This is a genomic window from Peribacillus suis, assembly GCF_059384845.1.
The window spans coordinates 1,236,914-1,251,477 of record NZ_CM182019.1; the positions used below are offsets into that span (position 1 = coordinate 1,236,914).

Here is a 14,564-nt window from a genome sequence, read left to right on the forward strand (position 1 = left end):
TTAAGATTAAGATGTTGATGCATTATTTTGCATCAATAGGAGCGAGGTGAACAAATGCTTGGTTTGTTGTTTACAGCATTCAAAAAAAAGCGTTCTTTAGAATCGACCGTCTTGAAAATTCAACAAGGCGATTTAAGCCTTCGAAATGATACCATAGAATCATTCAAGCCTTTTATAGCTAAAACCGTCTCATCCGTTTGCAGACGTTACATATATGAAACAGATGATGAATTCAGTATTGGATTGATTGCATTTAATGAAGCAATCGATAAATATTCTCCTGAAAAAGGAAGTTCGTTACTGGCATTTGCAGAAACCCTTGTTAAAAGGAGGGTTATTGACTATTTGCGGAGCCAGTCAAGACGTAAAGAAATGACTGTGGATCTTGCAGTGGACGAAGAAAATAACCAAAACCAAAGTTATTTCGATGATAAAAATTCCATACAAGAATATGAAAAGCAATTGGAATCAGAAAAAAGAAGTGAAGAAATTCATCTTTACATAAATGAATTAAAAGATTTTGGTCTGTCGTTTGACGATCTTGTCGAAGTTTCTCCGAAACATGCTGATGCTAGGAAAGGAGCAATCATGATAGCTAAAATGCTAATGGAAGATGACGAGTTAAAAGAAATCCTGTTTACCAAGAAACGTCTTCCTGTTAAGCAGCTAGAGGGTAGGGTGGAAGTGAGTCGAAAAACAATTGAACGGAACCGAAAGTATATCATTGCTGTGGCCATAATACTGAATGGGGATTTCCTGTACTTGAACGAGTATATTAAAGGGGTGATTAATGGATGAAAAAAGGAGTTGTTCTTTCTATAAATAAACGTTTTGTCACTCTTTTAACCCCTGAAGGCGAGTTCTTAAAAACTAAAAGGAAAGCCCGGCCCTATAAAGTAGGAGAGGAAATTACCTTTTCGACTGTTAAACCATCGTTTAATTTTTCTTTATCTACCTTTCATTTTTCAGCAAAGAAAACCGTCGTACTCAGCTTGACATCCAGTTTTCTTATTCTCATTTCCCTCCTTCCGTCATTGTTTTCTGACCATGTCTCGGCTTATATGACGATCGATGTGAACCCAAGTATTGAATTGGAACTTAATGATGAACTGGAGGTTCTCAAGCTCACTGGACTTAATGGAGATGGGAAGTTGGTGATTAGGGAAATTTCAAACTGGAAAGGCAAGAATGTTAAAACGGTCACGAATCGTATCGTGAAGACCACAAAACAACTTGGTTATTTGAAAGGGAAAAAACAAATTGTGGTTTCAACAACTTTATTGGATGAGAATAAAGAACTGGATAAGAACCTAAAATCAGAAATTAATAAAATCTCAACTCAGGATAATATCGCCCAAACAAAGCTGAAAGTTATCCCAGCAACAGAAAGTGACCGCAAACACGCAAGGGAGCAGGGGATATCTACCGGAAAATATGTGGAAAAGAAGCTCGAGAAAAAGGAGAAGGAAAAAGGGGACACAAGGAAACCGGTACAGGGAAGTAACGCGAATCATTCAAGACACAGTGAAAATAATAGTAGCAAACGTGAATTACATAAAAAAGAAGCCGGAACAATACCTGAAAAAAATAAAGAGCTCGAGCAAAAGGAAAAAGCGGTAAAATCTTTAAGGGCTTCAGTAGAAGAGTCAACCAGAAAAAAGGAAGAATCGCCTCAGAAAAAACAAAAGGTGAATAATCCTAAAGTAAAAGCACCAAAGCAGGAGCCATCAAAGCCAAAGCCACAAAAGGAAAAAGCGTCAAGGCCACAGCCACAAAAGGAAAAAGCACAAAAGCCAAAGTCACAAAAGGTGAAAGCACCAAAGCCACAGCCACAAAAGGAAAAAGCACAAAAGCCACAGCCGCAAAAGGAAAAGGCAGCAAAGCCAAAGCCACAAAAGGAAAAGGCAGCAAAGCCAAAGCCACAAAAGGTGAAAGCACCAAAGCCACAGCCGCAAAAGGAAAAGGCGTCAAGGCAGCAACTGCCAAAGGAAAAAGCACCGAAACAACCACCCCATAAAGAAAAAGCAACAAAACAAAATAGTGAACATTCCCCTAAGAAAAATGAAATCGATTTTCACCATAAATAGAGCCCAGCTAATAGCTGGGCCCTTATCCATTATATTCAGTTAGGTTAATTATTGACCTTTAAGCTGAGATTGTGCCTGCTGGACAAGTCGTTTTGTGATTTCTCCACCAACCGAACCATTTGCTCGGGCTGATGTATCTGAACCCAATTGAACACCGAATTCTGAAGCAATTTCATATTTAATTTGATCTAAGGCCTGTTCAATTCCAGGCACAAGAAGTTTATTGCTGCTACTATTATTAGCCATTTTATTTTCCCCCTTATTGGTTCAGCGGTTTTTCCGCTGTAATTATAGTATGAGTAAAACGGTTGTTTTTACTTATAGGACGGATGTCAAATTTATTGGTAAACCTACCTTATTGTTGTAAGTAAGTCAGTTCCTAAAAGGTAATGGAAAAATCATCGAAAAAAGAGTACACTAAGATAGATTTTGTAACAATCATCGATTACGTAGAGTAAGAAAGGAAAACTGCATGGTTGCTATTAAAAAGCTATTATCAAAATTAACGCCAGCCCAACTTATCGTTGGTTATTACTTTATGGCCGTCAGTGTTTCTACAATACTGCTTAGTTTGCCAGTTGCTCTAAAACCTGGAGTGAGATGGGGATTCATGGATGCACTTTTCACTGCGGTTAGCGCAGTAAGTGTGACAGGATTAACCGTAGTCAATACAGCTGAGGTATTCAGTAACACGGGCTATTTCATCTTAATGTTCGTTCTCCAATTTGGCGGAATTGGCATAATGACACTTGGAACTTTTTTTTGGTTGATTTTAGGCAAGAAAATTGGGATCAAAGAAAGACAGCTGATCATGACTGACCAGAATCAGACTAATCTTTCGGGTCTTGTTAAGTTATTGATTCAAATTATAAAGATTTTTGTCGTAATTGAATTAATTGGAGCTCTTATTTTAGGTGTTTACTTCCTGAATTATTATCCAGATTGGAAGGCAGCCTTGGTCAATGGACTCTTTTTAGCGGTCAGTTCCACTACAAATGCTGGTTTTGATATTAGTGGTGTTTCCATGATCCCTTTCAAAAGCGATTATTTCGTCCAATTTATCACGATTATCCTCCTGATTCTGGGGGCAATCGGATTTCCGGTCTTAATCGAATTAAAAGAGTTTTTGTCGAATAGTTCGCGTAGTTATAAGTTTCACTTTTCCTTGTTTACAAAGCTCACCTCGGTGACTTTTTTTGGTCTTATCATTGGAGGAAGCATCCTTATCTATCTCCTTGAAATCAAGGGCTTTTTTCACGGGAAAAGCTGGCATGAATCACTTTTCTACTCATTATTCATGTCGTCGAATACGAGAAGTGGTGGCCTTTCCACGATGATTGTTAGCGAGTTTTCGGAACCGACCTTATTACTGATGAGCATTCTAATGTTTATTGGAGCATCGCCTAGTTCTGTAGGTGGTGGCATACGGACGACGACCCTTGCTATCATGATTCTCTTTTTGTGGAACTTCATGCGGGGGAGAAAGTCCATTAAAGTATTCAAAAGGGAAGTGCATCCTGATGATACCCGAAAAGCAACGGCTGTCATGATAATGGGTTCCTTGCTATGTATCCTGGCGATTTTCGTTTTGACTATAAGCGAGAACTTCACTTTGATGCAGATCATTTTTGAAGTTTGTTCCGCTTTCGGTTCAGTAGGTCTTTCGATGGGCATTACTCCGGAATTGAGTAATGTGGGCAAAGTTGTCATTATGATAATTATGTTTATTGGTCGGGTTGGAATTACCTCCTTCCTCTATATCATCGGTCATAAAGAAGTTACAGAGAACTACCATTATCCTAAAGAGCGTGTCATAATTGGCTGATTATTAAATAATAAAGATGAACCTTTCCGTTATTGGAGAGGTTTTTTTGGTTAATAGCAGGAATTGCAGATATTTTATGGAATTTTACTTTAAAGAGATTGTTTACCATATATAACCAAATCCAGAGCGAATCGGACAAAAAATTTTATTGTTAGTATGGGAGGTGTAAGATTGAATACCTATGTTGGCAGACTGGTTGTCCCCACCCTATTTTCCGCATTGCAACTACCCTATATAGTTTGGCTTTACGCCGAGTCACGGAAAGTCCCTGTAGTAGGAATATTCTATCTTGCCATTATTGCTGCCGTTGCATGGTTGTTAGGAGCCGTCTATGATAAAAAACAAAGGATCATTGAATTATTGAAAGATAGCGAAGGACGTTATCGCATTATTTCTAAATCCTCTAAAGAGTTGCTTAACAGCTTCAACGAAGTGATTTTTAAAACGGATGAAAAAGGGAAATGGCAATATTTGAATCCAGCATGGAAAATGATGAGCGGAAGGACTGTCAATGAATCACTGGGTCTCCATTTTTCAAAAGAAATAGATAAGACATCTTATCATCGCATTTTGAAAGCGTTTGCAAATTCCTTCCGTGAAGGAAAGCGATATTTCCGTGTCGACATTAAAATGAAGAATCGAAATAATGAAGGGTCTTGGGTAGAAGCGTTCGTTAAATTAGTCTATGACGACGGTGGTGAATTCATTGGGACGGCGGGCATATTATCGGAAATCAATGAAAGGAAACATGCAGAAGAAAAACTTGTAAGCCTGAATGAACATTTAGCCATTACCTCCAGCAAGTTATCCACAGCTGCCCAACTTGCAGCTGGTATTGCCCATGAAGTCCGAAATCCTATGACTTCCATCTTGGGGTTTGTAAAATTAATCAAAGATGGGTCTGAAAACAAACAGGAATATTATGATATCATTTTCTCGGAAATTAGCCGAATCGAGCAAATCCTCAATGAATTATTGTTACTTTCGAAGCCTAGTAAAACTGAATTTTCGGAAAAAAATCTAATCGGTATTTGCAATCATGTTTTAACGTTGTTGGAGACAAATGCTGTTCTTAATAATATCCAAATTCATAAAAACTTTGATGAAGACCCGATTTTAATTTACTGTGATGAAAATCAAATCAAGCAGGTACTAATTAACCTTATAAAAAATGCGATTGAGTCCATGGCGAATGGTGGTAACATTTTTGTCAATATTCAAGAAAAGGATCACGAGGTTTCAATAGGCATATTGGACGAAGGGGAGGGAATACCAGAACACTCGATTCAAAAAATTGGCGAACCATTCTTCACGACGAAATCGTCAGGTACGGGGTTAGGTCTTTCTGTATGTTTCAAGATCATTGAAAATCATGGGGGAAAAGTGTTCATAACAAGTGAGAGAGCAAAAGGAACGAAAATTGTTTGTATCTTTCCTACCTGCAAAACCAGTGAAAAAAAGGAGGTACCTTTTAAAATAATGAATCAATTTTCAGAAAATAAAATTTAATTATTGAAAATATTGTAAAAATAATAATATAATGGAAAATAATGAACATACCGACCAGTTAGTTAGTAAAAGGGAGGAATGAATGTGAATTTCGAACACACTCAAAAAGTGAAGGACTTAGAAAAAAAGTTAATCGGTTTCATGGAACAACATGTCTATCCAAATGAGGCCGTCTATCAAAAGGAATTAGAAAAACAAAACAGTCGCTGGAGTGCCATACCGCCCATTTTATCTGAATTGACGGGTAAAGCGAAGGAAGCTGGACTTTGGAATTTGTTTTTACCTGATAGTGAACACGGAGCAGGTTTAACCAATCTTAAATATGCACCACTTTGTGAAATCATGGGAAGATCCATGATAGGACCCGAAATATTCAACTGTAATGCACCGGATACGGGAAATATGGAAGTTTTGGTTCGTTATGGAACGGATGAGCATAAAGAACGCTGGCTTAAACCCTTGCTTGCCGGGGAAATAAGGTCTTGTTTTTCGATGACTGAGCCTGAAGTGGCCTCTTCCGATGCAACTAATATTGAATGCAGAATTGTAAGGGAAGGTGATGAATACGTCATCAATGGTCGAAAGTGGTGGTCATCTGGGGCTGGAGATCCGAGGTGTAAAATTGCAATTGTCATGGGTAAGACCAATGCCGAAGCACCCAAACATGAGCAGCAATCGATGATTCTGGTGCCGCTAGATACACCCGGCGTCAAAATTGAACGTATGCTTTCTGTTTTTGGTTATGACCATGCTCCACATGGACATGCTGAAATCACATTTACTAATGTCAGGGTCCCTTCTGAAAACATCCTCTGGGGTGAAGGGAAAGGATTTGCCATTGCTCAAGGAAGACTCGGACCTGGCAGGATCCATCACTGCATGAGGCTAATCGGTGCAGCTGAAAGAGCACTTGAAGAATTATGTAAGCGTATACAAGAACGTGTAGCATTCGGTAAGCCTTTGTCGAAACAGGGGGTGATCATGGAGTGGGTGGCCGATTCGAGGATTGAAATTGAACAAGCCAGACTTTTGACTTTAAAAGCTGCTTATATGATGGATACTGTTGGAAATAAAGAAGCGAAAGCTGAAATAGCCATGATAAAGGTAGTAGCTCCCAATATGGTATTGAAGGTGATAGACCGTGCAATCCAAGGCTTTGGTGCTGCAGGGGTTTCAGGTGACTTCCCGCTTGCTGCCCATTGGGCCAATGCTAGAACATTGCGGCTAGCGGATGGCCCAGATGAGGTACACCGTCAACAGGTGGCTAAAATCGAACTTCGTAAGTATCAAAAGGATGAGGTGAAAATATGAAAATAACCGAGTTATTCGACTTAACTGGAAAGACGGCGATAATTACTGGCGGTGGAAGGGGATTGGGCGAACAGATAGCGACCGGTTTTGCCGAGGCTGGGGCCAATGTCGTCCTGTGTTCAAGAAAGAAGGCCGCATGTGATGAAGTTGCAGCCCGCATGGAGGAACTTGGCGTAAAGGCGCTTTCCTTTAAATGCGATATCACAAATCCTGCCGACGTACAAGAAGTCGTGAATGAAACGGTCCGGAAATTTGGCTCCATCGATATCTTGGTGAATAATAGCGGTGCATCCTGGGGAGCATCGGCCATCGACATGCCCCTTGAGGCCTGGAACAAAGTGATGAATGTGAATGTAACGGGTACCTTTATCATGTGCCAGACTGTTGGCAGGATCATGATTGAGCAGGGATATGGAAAAATCATAAACATCGCCTCGGTTGCCGGTCTGGGCGGTACGAATCCAAACATACTGGATGCCGTTGGCTATAATACGAGCAAGGGAGCGGTCATAACCTTGACAAAAGATTTAGCCGCTAAATGGGGTCAACATAATATCAACATAAATGCGATAGCCCCGGGTTTCTTTCCCACAACCATGACGAAAGGCGTGCTAGCTAAAGGGGAAAGTCCTATTCTCGATTCCACTCCGCTCAAAAGATTAGGCAACGAGGATGACTTGAAGGGTGCTGCTGTATACCTCGCCTCAAAAGCTTCAGATTATGTGACGGGCAATATCCTGATTGTTGATGGCGGTTCTCATGTCATGTAGAAAATAGAATCAAAAATGGCTGGAGGGTATGTAATGAATAATAAAAGATGGCTGTCCGTTTATCCTGATTCAATCTTGAAGGAAATTGAAGTCCCTGAAGTCCCGGTGCAACAGATCCTCCAAAAGGCATTTGAGTCTTATCCAAGCAACACAGCGATCACCTTTTATGGGAGAAAGATTTCGTACAAAGAGCTCTTCTTTGCATCACAGGCTTTTGCTTCCGCCCTTCAAAAAAAGGGAGTGCAAAAGGGTGATCGAGTTGCCCTCATGCTACCTAACTGTCCTCAATACGTTATCGCCTATTATGGGGCCTTGACGGCAGGAGCAATCATTACCCAAGTCAATCCAATGTTGGTCGAAAGGGAGCTTCAGCAAATTCTACAGGATTCGGGAGCCGAGACCATTGTCGTTTTAGATGGATTGTATCCAAAAGTGAAGAGCGTACAGCCTAATGGGAATGTGAAAAATGTCATTGTAGTCAGTCTCCAGACATCTGAAGCAGATTTTCAACCCGATGTTGCTTTTGACCAGTTTTTGAAAACGGGTGACGGTAACATAATCCCTGTTTCATTTGATTCTGTAAATGATATAGCCGTCCTTCAATATACAGGAGGAACAACGGGACGATCCAAGGGTGCCATGCTGACGCATCGCAACATTTTGGCCAATGTCATTCAGTCTTATGAATTTTTTAAACATGAGTTAAAAATGGGAAGGGAACGAACGTTGACGGTCATCCCGCTTTTCCATGTGTTTGGGATGCAGTCTGCAATGAATTTGTCCATTTATACTGCGGGGGATTCGATTATGCTCCCTCGTTTTGAAATAGAAGAAGTACTTGAAACAATCAAGCGTGAACAGCCAACTACTTTTCCAGGTGTACCGACAATGTACGTCGCTTTGACGAATCATCCTAAAGCCGAAGAATACGGCATGGATTCTATACACCTTTGTAATAGTGGCAGTGCACCGATGCCCGTTGAGTTGCTTCGTGAATTCGAGAGGAAATCAGGTGCGAAGATATTGGAAGGATATGGACTTTCGGAAGCATCCCCAACCACACATTGCAATCCGGCGTTTGCTGAAAGAAAGCCAGGGAGCGTGGGGATTGGTTTCCCATCGACGGATTATAAAGTAGTGGACCTGGGGGAGGGATTGAGTGAAGTATCACCAGGAGAATTGGGAGAACTGGTGGTTAAAGGCCCACAAGTGATGAAAGGGTACTGGAACATGCCGGAGGAGACAGCGGTCACATTGAGAGATGGATGGCTTTATACGGGGGACATCGCCAAAGTGGATGAGGATGGATATCTCTATATTGTAGATCGGAAAAAGGATTTAATCATTGCTAGCGGATATAACATTTATCCGCGTGATGTGGAAGAGGTACTTTATGAGCATCCAGCCGTCCAGGAAGCGGTGGTAATCGGAGTTCCAGATGCGTATAGGGGAGAAAGCGTAAAAGCGGTACTTGTTCTTAAAAGTAACCAGGAAACCAGCGAACAGGAAATCATCGATTATTGCCGGAAAAACTTATCGGCTTATAAAGTCCCTCAATTAGTTGAATTTCGAGATGCACTTCCAAAAACAAATGTCGGGAAGATTTTAAGGCGCGCTTTAAGAGAAGAAATGACTAGGAAATAAGAAGAGGCATGATTGTACGAAAGCCTATGGTATCAATTCAACTGATAGTTTAACAGAATGCGGGGATTACACACATGAAAGATAAAATGACGGAACATGGCATACGCTTATTCGAACAGAAAGGCTTCAGCGAAACGTCCATTCAGGATATTGTCGAATCGGTAGGGGTGACAAAAGGAACGTTTTATTATTACTTTACAAGTAAAGAACAGCTACTGATGGATATTCATCTCGCTTATATCAATGAACTGCTAACTGGGCAGGAAACGATTCTTCAGGATACTAGTAAAGGATGTAAGGATAAGCTGTTCGATATGGTTTATATGCTTTTAAAAAGCATCAAGTCCAAAAAGTCGAGTGCAACCATCTTTTTCCGCGAAATGAAAAACCTCAGCAAAGATAAATTGGATCAAATCCTTCCGAAGCGGGATGAATTCCGCAATAAAATAGAAGGATTGTTGATAGAGGGGGGCAAACGGGGGGAATTCCGTTCTACTCTTGATACCTCTATTATCTCATTTGCCATTTTGGGTGTGGTCAATTGGAGTTATCAATGGTTCGACCCTGATGGAAAAAAGACAGATCGGGAAGTAGCCGAAATATTCATGGAAATGATTTTACATGGAATTAATGAATAAACGAGTTAAAAAGGGAGGGTGACTCAATGTCGACCAATAAGATACAGTCGATATCGGTAATCGGGGCAGGACAGATGGGACATCAAATTGCGATGCTTGCTGCCCTAGGCGGATTCAATACGGTATTACAGGATGTCCAGGACACTGCTTTGCAATCGGCAAAGGAAAAGTTAGAGGCAATCATGAATAAATGGGTGCAAAAAGGAAAGCTGAGTGAAGACAGTAGATTGGCAGCCTTCACCCGTCTTCAATTTACGACCGATTTGAATAAAGCCGCCAGCAATGCCGATTTGATTATTGAGGCAGTAGTCGAAAAAATTGAAGTGAAGCAGGAAGTCTTCGCTAAGCTAGAGCAATTTGCACCGGCAAACACCATTTTTGCGACAAATAGTTCGACTATCGTGAATAGTTTACTTTCCGGGGTGACGAACCGTCCGGATAAGTTCATCAATATGCATTTCTTTTTCCCGCCTCTTGTCATGGATTGCGTGGAAGTGGTCATGAGTGATCAAACATCCGAAGAAACAGCGAAGCTTGCATTAGAAGTCACGGAGAAAATGAATCGGACAGGCATTTTACTACGCAAGGAAATTTCCGGGTTCGTCGCAAATCGCATATTGGGGGCGTTGCAACGGGAAGCCCTTTATTTATATGAAGAAGGGATAGCGGATTATAAGGACATCGATTTGATTTGCCGTAAAGCTTTAAGTCACCCCATTGGCCCATTTGAATTGATGGATTTGTCTGGTATTGATGTGGGTTACTACGTTATGCAGCAACGTTATAAAGAAACAGGTAATCCAGAAGATAAACCTAATGCCTGTATAGAGGAAAAGGTGAAACAAGGTAATTTAGGAAGGAAAACTGGAAAAGGCTGGTACGACTATACAAATCAAGGAGTGAAGAATGTATGACAAACTTAGTGAGAGTGGAAAAAGAAAATCAGCTTGCGATTGTGACAATTGATAATCCGCCGTTGAATGTGATCAGCAGACAGGTATTTCAAGGGTTGTCCGAAGTTTTCACACAACTTAAAGATGATAATGAAATTGTTGCCGTGCTCATTACCGGGTCTGGAGATATGGCGTTTGCCGCAGGTGCGGACATAAAAGAATTCCCACAAATGATGGGCAATCCAAATATGAAGGAGACGGTAAGAGAAAGCCATGGGGTTTTAACTCAGATTGACCAATTTCCTAAACCGACCATCGCTGTTTTGAATGGAATGACTTTAGGGGGTGGATGTGAATTGGCACTGGCTTGTGATTTGCGCGTGGCCGAAGTAGGCGTGCAAATCGGTTTACCGGAAGTGAAATTAGGGTTATTTCCAGGAGCTGGGGGCACGCAGCGTTTGTCGAGACTTGTAGGAAATGCTAAAGCAAAGGAAATGATCTTTACTGGAGATCCACTTTCTGCTCAGGAAGCAGAAAAAATTGGGCTCGTCAATAAAGTCGTGGATGAGGGAAGCGCATTAAACGAGTCTAAAAAGTTGGCATCCCGAATGACGAGGCATTCATTACAGGCCCTATCAAGGATTAAGAAGGCCATCGATGAAGGGAGCGAATCGACACTTGAACAAGGGTTGGAGCTTGAAACGAATCTTTTTGAGGAAATCTTTCAAACGGAAGATGTGAAAGAAGGAGTTGCAGCATTTTTGGAAAAGCGGAAACCCGCGTTCTCCCATCGCTAAAAATTAGGAGGTATATTATGCATGAACTAAATGTAAACGTGCGTTTTTCTGAAACGGATGCATTGGGACATATCAATAACACCAGCTATTTTATTTATCTTGAAGAGGCCCGGATGAAATTCTTTGAAGCGCTGGGATTGGCCTCGAATATCGAAGACTGGAATTTCTTACTTGCTTCGACAAAATGCGATTTTATTACCCAAGGGTACTTTAACCAACTCTTATCCGTTCGAACTTATTTGACTAAGGTAGGGACGAAAAGCTGTGAGATGAGCCATGATATTATTTGTTCGCAAACGGGAGAGACCATCGCAAAAGGAACGGCGATATTGGTTTGCTTTAATTTCGGGGAACAAAAAAGCGAACCCATTCCTGAAACGATTAAAGAAAGATTAGTCTCGCATATTGTCCATAGCTAGTTTACTAAAGTACGAGGGGTGAAGGGAACGATGGATGATACCATTCCTGTTCGTTCAGGGGAGGAGCTCGGTGTTAAAAGACTAGAGGCATTCCTCCAGGAAAAGATAGTGGATTTGCCAAATGATCCATTGGAAGTGCAACAGTTCTCGACAGGATATTCCAATTTGACCTATCAACTTAAAGTCGGTGAGTGGGAAGCAGTATTGAGGAGACCTCCACTTGGTCCGGTCGCTCCAAAAGCCCATGATATGAAACGGGAGTACCATATTCTTTCTTCCATCCATCCGTATTTTCAAGCAGCGCCTGAACCCATCCTGTTTTCGGATGATGTCTCGGTTGTGGGCTCCCCTTTTTTTCTAATGGAAAGAAAACATGGAATAGTAATAGATTCCAAGTTTCCTAAAGATATTGTCCCGACTGTGGAAAAGTGCCGTCAACTATCCACTATTATGGTGGATCAGCTTGCGGATCTTCATTCCATTCCATATGAAAAGACGGGATTAGCTCAAATTTCAAAGCCTGATGGATTTATGGAGAGACAGGTACACGGGTGGATTTCCAGATATGAACGGGCAAAGACGGATGAAATCAAGGAAGTGGGACCGCTCGTTGCTTATTTACAAAAGAATATGCCGCGTTATAGTCAAACCTCGATCATTCACTATGACTTTAAGATCAATAATGCGATGTTCAACCAGAATTTAAGCGAGATGGTCGGTCTTTTTGATTGGGAAATGTCGACGGTCGGTGATCCGCTGGCTGATTTAGGCGTTGCCTTAAGCTATTGGACGGAAAGTGGCGACCCAGAAATGGTCAAATCCGGTTTGGGCCAAGCATCGCTTACTACTATGGATGGTTTTTTATCAAGGAATGAATTTATCGAAGCCTATGCTGTGAGAAGCGGTAGAGACGTTTCTACCATCGATTATTATTTGACATTTGGCTATTTCAAGTTAGCTGTGATTCTTCAGCAAATCTATTATCGGTATGAATTGGGGCAGACCAAGGATATACGCTTTTCTTCATTGGGGAAAATGGTGAAAAGTTTAATTACTCATGCTGCCCACGTAGCCGCAAAGGAAGCCTGATTAGATGAAACAGACGATGCAGCATATACACTTGCTATTGAAAAAAGAAGAAATCAACAGGGACAAGCTTCTAGATGGGGAGAAAGTCGCCATCGTACTAGATGTGCTATTAGCAACCACGACCATCGTGTCTGCTCTTCATAATGGAGCGGAGCAGGTAATCCCTGTCCTGAGCCCTGCCGATGCCGAATTGAAAAGCAAAGATATGACTCAAGGGGAATGCCTCCTTGCCGGGGAAATGAGGGCCCAACCTATTGAGGGCTTCATCTATCCGAGTCCGACGCTGTTGAATAAGCTAGTTCAGGGTAAAACGCTTGTCTTATCGACAACTAATGGCACAGTGGCCCTACAAAAATCAAGTTCGGCCAAAAAGGTGTATATTGCCTCTTTACTGAATAATCCATCCGTTGCAGAAAAAATCAAAAACGTTCACCAAACGGAAACCATTGTTATTGTGTGTTCGGGCAATTCGGGTGAATTCAGTATGGAAGATTTTTATGGGGCCGGCCATTTGATTCATTGTTTGGTCAATGGGACACAAGATGCGTTCCTGTTAAATGATGCAGCGAAAGCAGCATGTGCCTTTTATAGCACGAATATCAACAGTGCCTTTGAAATCCTCCAAACTTCGCATGTTGGTCAGCTGTTTGAAAATCATGATTTAAATGGCGATTTGAGGTTGGCAACTCAAAAAGGGTCGATAACCCTTGTTCCGGAGTTGATAAATGGAAAAATACAAACTGTGAAGAATAGGCAGCAGAGATAAAGGGTCGATAAGGTAAGAAGAAAGGTGTGAAACAATGAGATTCTCACAATCCATTGCTGTAATAACAGGTGCGGGTTCGGGTATTGGGAAAGCGACAGCATTAAGGTTAACGGATGAGGGTGCACAGGTTTTATTAGTAGGAAGGACGAAAAGGAAGCTGAAAGAAGTGGCGGCTGAGATCAATGCCCGCCATACTATCCCGCTGGCTGACATTTTTCCTGCTGATGTTACGGATGAGGAAGACGTTAAAGAGCTGGCCATGTATGTTACCGAACAATACCGGGATCTTCATATTTTGATAAACAACGCGGGAGGATCGAGGTCCTCCAAACTTTTAGATACCTCCACAGAAGTATGGGATATGATCCAAGATGTCAATTTGAAAAGTGTCTTTCTTGTCTCAAAATATTTAGGGAAGGTGATGAAAGAAGCGGCAAGCCATGAACTTGACTCTGCCGGCAATCGGGCCATCGTCAACACGGCCTCACTATCCGCCCATCAAGCAGGGGCCCATATCCCGCATTACAGTTCTGCTAAAGCTGGTGTACTTAGTCTGACGAAGTCATTGGCACTTGAACTGGCTCCATACGGAATCCGGGTTAATTCGGTATCACCGGGATTCATTGAAACTCCATTAACGGAGGATGGCTTGCAGAATGAGAAATTCCTGAAGTCGATACAAAGAAACACGGTCCTCGAAAGAGTAGGGAAGGCAGAGGAAATCAGTAACGTCATCGCATTTGTCGCTTCACCTGAAGCCTCATACATGACAGGCACCGATATCTTAGTGGATGGTGGATGGTTAATCAAATAAAG

15 protein-coding genes are annotated in these 14,564 nt (G+C 41.6%); 14 read left to right on the top strand and 1 reads right to left on the bottom strand.

The features are described 5' to 3' along the window. The first annotated feature begins 54 nt into the window (after window positions 1-54). On the top strand, window positions 55-798 hold the full coding sequence (gene sigI / locus AC503W_RS06125; protein ID WP_402867930.1) for an RNA polymerase sigma factor SigI: 744 nt from the start codon (window positions 55-57) through the stop codon (window positions 796-798). Continuing rightward, the gene (locus AC503W_RS06130; RefSeq protein ID WP_494916431.1) at window positions 795-2,087 is read left to right on the top strand and encodes an anti-sigma factor domain-containing protein; all 1,293 of its coding nucleotides are present in this window, start codon (window positions 795-797) and stop codon (window positions 2,085-2,087) included. Before sigI ends, AC503W_RS06130 begins: the two co-directional genes overlap by 4 nt. Window positions 2,088-2,135: 48 nt before the next feature. Here AC503W_RS06130 and AC503W_RS06135 read toward each other — a convergent pair whose 3' ends face one another. Next, window positions 2,136-2,333, bottom strand: a complete 198-nt coding sequence (locus tag AC503W_RS06135; protein ID WP_402867932.1) for an alpha/beta-type small acid-soluble spore protein — start codon at window positions 2,331-2,333, stop codon at window positions 2,136-2,138. A 226-nt stretch (window positions 2,334-2,559) separates the two neighbouring features. Here AC503W_RS06135 and AC503W_RS06140 point away from each other — a divergent pair, with 226 nt between their 5' ends. From AC503W_RS06140 to AC503W_RS06195, 12 genes are all read left to right on the top strand, one after another. After that, entirely contained in the window at window positions 2,560-3,912 is a 1,353-nt protein-coding gene (locus tag AC503W_RS06140; protein ID WP_402956074.1) for a TrkH family potassium uptake protein, read from the top strand. A 171-nt stretch (window positions 3,913-4,083) separates the two neighbouring features. Continuing rightward, window positions 4,084-5,421 carry an ATP-binding protein gene (locus AC503W_RS06145; RefSeq protein WP_403079840.1) on the top strand — a complete coding sequence of 446 codons (1,338 nt, stop codon included), beginning with the start codon at window positions 4,084-4,086 and terminating at the stop codon, window positions 5,419-5,421. A 141-nt stretch (window positions 5,422-5,562) separates the two neighbouring features. Further along, window positions 5,563-6,732 (top strand): acyl-CoA dehydrogenase family protein, encoded by a 1,170-nt coding sequence (locus AC503W_RS06150; protein ID WP_494917282.1) that lies wholly within the window; start codon window positions 5,563-5,565, stop codon window positions 6,730-6,732. Continuing rightward, entirely contained in the window at window positions 6,729-7,502 is a 774-nt protein-coding gene (locus AC503W_RS06155) for an SDR family oxidoreductase (RefSeq protein ID WP_407408058.1), read from the top strand. Before AC503W_RS06150 ends, AC503W_RS06155 begins: the two co-directional genes overlap by 4 nt. A 33-nt stretch (window positions 7,503-7,535) precedes the next feature. Next, complete coding sequence (locus tag AC503W_RS06160; RefSeq protein ID WP_407408057.1) at window positions 7,536-9,146, top strand: long-chain-fatty-acid--CoA ligase; 1,611 nt, start codon at window positions 7,536-7,538, stop codon at window positions 9,144-9,146. Between the two features lie 74 nt (window positions 9,147-9,220). Then, window positions 9,221-9,784, top strand: coding sequence for a TetR/AcrR family transcriptional regulator (locus AC503W_RS06165; protein WP_407408055.1), 564 nt, complete (start codon window positions 9,221-9,223; stop codon window positions 9,782-9,784). 26 nt (window positions 9,785-9,810) lie between these two features. Next, window positions 9,811-10,698 (top strand): 3-hydroxyacyl-CoA dehydrogenase family protein, encoded by an 888-nt coding sequence (locus AC503W_RS06170; RefSeq protein WP_402956082.1) that lies wholly within the window; start codon window positions 9,811-9,813, stop codon window positions 10,696-10,698. Then, window positions 10,695-11,474: an enoyl-CoA hydratase/isomerase family protein gene (locus tag AC503W_RS06175; RefSeq protein WP_407408052.1), complete on the top strand. Its 780-nt coding sequence runs from the start codon at window positions 10,695-10,697 to the stop codon at window positions 11,472-11,474. The genes AC503W_RS06170 and AC503W_RS06175 overlap by 4 nt, the downstream gene beginning before the upstream one ends. Window positions 11,475-11,491: 17 nt before the next feature. Next, window positions 11,492-11,893, top strand: coding sequence for an acyl-CoA thioesterase (locus tag AC503W_RS06180; protein ID WP_402867940.1), 402 nt, complete (start codon window positions 11,492-11,494; stop codon window positions 11,891-11,893). 30 nt (window positions 11,894-11,923) lie between these two features. Further along, complete coding sequence (locus tag AC503W_RS06185; RefSeq protein WP_402867941.1) at window positions 11,924-12,982, top strand: phosphotransferase family protein; 1,059 nt, start codon at window positions 11,924-11,926, stop codon at window positions 12,980-12,982. A 4-nt stretch (window positions 12,983-12,986) separates the two neighbouring features. Continuing rightward, a complete protein-coding gene (locus AC503W_RS06190; RefSeq protein ID WP_407408049.1) occupies window positions 12,987-13,748 on the top strand; it encodes a 2-phosphosulfolactate phosphatase in 762 nt (253 codons plus the stop codon). A 34-nt stretch (window positions 13,749-13,782) separates the two neighbouring features. Then, window positions 13,783-14,562 carry an SDR family NAD(P)-dependent oxidoreductase gene (locus AC503W_RS06195; RefSeq protein WP_402867943.1) on the top strand — a complete coding sequence of 260 codons (780 nt, stop codon included), beginning with the start codon at window positions 13,783-13,785 and terminating at the stop codon, window positions 14,560-14,562. The last annotated feature ends 2 nt before the right edge of the window (window positions 14,563-14,564 follow it).